Raw genomic sequence first — 2,649 nt, forward strand, 5'->3', positions numbered from 1 at the left:
TGCCCGGGTCGCTGCTGGTGGGGCTGGTCGCGGCGGGCGCGTTCGCCGCGTTCATCTCCACCACCTGCGGGATCGTCGTGGCGATGGCGGGGACCGTCTCGCAGTGCTTCCTGCGCGGCGGGACGGCGGGCTTCCGCGTGGGCGCGGTGTTCTCCCTGGTCGTCCCGCTGTGCGTGGCCGGGACGGTCGGGACGCAGAACGCGGCGGGCCTGGTCACGCTCGCTCTGACGGTGTCGGCCTGCTCGCTGTGCCCGCTGCTGGTGCTCGGCCTGTGGTGGCGCCGCCTCACGCCGCTCGGCGCGGGCGTCGGGCTGGTCTTCGGTGGCGGCCTCGCCGTGGCGGCCTGCGGGGCGGGCCTGTTCCTCGGGCCCCGGCACGGCTGGCCGGAGGCGATTCTCGCCCAGCCCGCGCTGATTCTGGCCCCGGCCGCGCTCGCGGTGATGGTCGGGGTCTCGCTGGCGTCCCGGCGCTCGGTCCCGCCCCGCGCCGACCGCGCCCTCGCGCGGATGCACCTCCCCGAGGAGGTGGTCATGCGCTGAGGCCGCGTACCGGGGAGGCGCCGGGGCCGTACCCCAGGGAGGGCGCCGTCCGCAGGAAGGCGCCGGCAGAGGCTACGCCCCGACCGCTGGTCGCGCGGAACCGACCGCTCGTCGTGCGACTACGCTACGTATAACTCCAGCTACGCACCGTTTACCGAATCCCGGGATTCACTACACCCCCCTGGTGACATCCCACCTCTAGTGTTCTCTGTGTCACCGGGAAGCGACATCGCTCCCCGAGAGGACGAAAAGGCAACCTTGGAGATCCGGCGGACGCAAGCCGAACGCCGGATCATGCCAGAGGATCCCGTACCGGGGGGGTGGGATCCACTGGCTTACCGCTCGGGCGCCGCTGGACAGTCGGGGGGTTGTTCAGCGGCGCCCGGGCTCATTTCTCCCGTCACCCGCCTCGCCCCTTGCCCCATACGACCGTGCCCGGGCCCTGGACTCCAGGGACCCGGGCACCGTCGCGTGGACCGGCCGTTCGCGCCGGTCAGCCGTCGCGCAGCCGCTTGAGGGTGGCGACGTCCTCGGCGTGGGGCGCGGCGTCGCGGCCCGGGGTCTCGATCACCAGCGGGACGCCGGCCATCGCCGGGTGCCGGAAGAGCTCGGCGAAGGCGGCCTCGCCGATGTGGCCCTTGCCGATGTTCTCGTGGCGGTCCTTGTTGGCGCCGCAGACGTCCTTGGAGTCGTTGGCGTGGACGAGCCGCAGGCGGTTCTCGCCGACGGTCGCGACCAGGGCGTCCAGGGTCTCCTTGACGCCGCCGGGCGCCGCCAGGTCGTGGCCCGCCGCGAAGGCGTGGCAGGTGTCGAAGCAGACGCCGAGCTTCGGGTGGCGCTCCAGCGCGTCGAAGTAGGGGCCGAGGTCCTGGACCTTGGCGCAGAGCATCGCGCCCTGGCCCGCCATCGGCTCCAGCAGCAGGTGCGGGCCGTCCTCGGGGATCTCCTCCAGCAGCGGCAGCACGTGCTCGTGGATCTGCGCCATCGCCGCGTCGTAGGTCTGGCTGACGGCCGACCCGGTGTGCACCACGACGCCGCGCGCGCCGATGGCGCGCCCGCGGCGCAGCGAGTGCCGGACGGTCGCGAGCGACTTCTCCAGGGTCTCGGCGCTCGGCGAGCCGAAGTTCACCAGATATGGGGAGTGCACGTAGACGGGGATGTCGTCCCGCTCGCGCAGCAGGGCGTCCTCCTTGGGGTTGCCCTCGGGCAGCGCCCAGCCGCGCGGGTTGGAGGTGAACACCTGGATCACCTCGGCGCCCATCTTCGCCGCGTACTTCAGCCCCCCGGTGGCGAGGCCCCCGGCCACCGGTACGTGCCCCCCGACGGGGCTCTTCTCAACGGTCATAGGCCGTCCAGCCTAGCCGGGGTTCTACGGGCCCCTGACGAGGTTGACGGTCGAGTCGCGCGCCGCCTGGCCGCCGCCCGTGGGCCACTGCGCGCGGACGACGTCGCCGCCGAACCCCTGCACCTTGACCTTGAACCCGGCGTCCTCCAAGGCGCTGGTGGCGTCGTCGACCGACATGCCCGTCACGTTCGGGACCGGGAGCTGCTCGTCCTGCCCGCCCTGGTCGTTGTCGTTGTCGCAGCCGAAGTGCCAGCCGCCGAGGTCGACCAGGCAGTCCCGCTGGTTGACGACGAGGGTGACCTTGTCGCCGCGCGACAGGCCGGTGCCCGCGTCCGGCTGCTGCTCCAGGACGGTGTCGGCGGGCCTGTCCTTGTCCTTGCGCTTCTTGGTGTCGACCTTCAGGCCCATCGAGCGCAGCGTGTTGACCGCCTCGTCGGTGTTGCGCCCGACCACCTTCGGCATGGTCATGCCGGTGCTGACGACGATGTCGACCGGGCCCGCGTCGGGGGAGACCTTGCGGCCCGCCGGCGGGTCGGTGCGCATGACCTTGTCCTTGGCGACGGTCTGCGAGCTCTGGCGGCGGACGTCGCCGACGGTGAAGCCCGCGTCCTTCAGCTTGCCCCTGGCGTCGTCGAGGGAGCCGCCGGAGACGTCCGGGACGTCGCGGGGCGTCTTGCCGAGGGACGGCGTGATCGTGACGGTCTGGCCCTTGGACACGCGGGCGCCGCCCGGCGGGTCGGACTCGTGGGGGCCAACGGGGCCGGG

Annotated in this window: 2 protein-coding genes and 1 pseudogene; 1 reads left to right on the forward strand and 2 read right to left on the reverse strand. The window is 72.9% G+C overall.

Annotation, left to right across the window (positions count from 1 at the left end):
- Positions 1 to 539 (forward strand): annotated as a pseudogene (locus tag AB0J52_RS35380) (cation acetate symporter); the annotation flags it as partial.
- A 493-nt stretch (positions 540 to 1,032) separates the two neighbouring features.
- Here the strand turns inward: AB0J52_RS35380 and AB0J52_RS35385 are convergent.
- Both AB0J52_RS35385 and AB0J52_RS35390 read right to left on the reverse strand, forming a co-directional pair.
- The gene (locus AB0J52_RS35385; RefSeq protein ID WP_500187278.1) at positions 1,033 to 1,884 is read right to left on the reverse strand and encodes a deoxyribonuclease IV; all 852 of its coding nucleotides are present in this window, start codon (positions 1,882 to 1,884) and stop codon (positions 1,033 to 1,035) included.
- A 24-nt stretch (positions 1,885 to 1,908) separates the two neighbouring features.
- Positions 1,909 to 2,649: PASTA domain-containing protein (locus tag AB0J52_RS35390; protein ID WP_500187279.1), on the reverse strand; the 741-nt coding region annotated here is incomplete at its 5' end.

The organism is Spirillospora sp. NPDC049652 (assembly GCF_040675125.1).
GTDB lineage: Bacteria > Actinomycetota > Actinomycetes > Streptosporangiales > Streptosporangiaceae > Spirillospora.

Coding starts and splice junctions, on each gene's coding strand:
- AB0J52_RS35385 (WP_500187278.1), bottom strand. CDS start 1,884: ATGACCGTTGAGAAGAGCCCCGTCGGGGGGCACGTACCGGTGGCCGGG.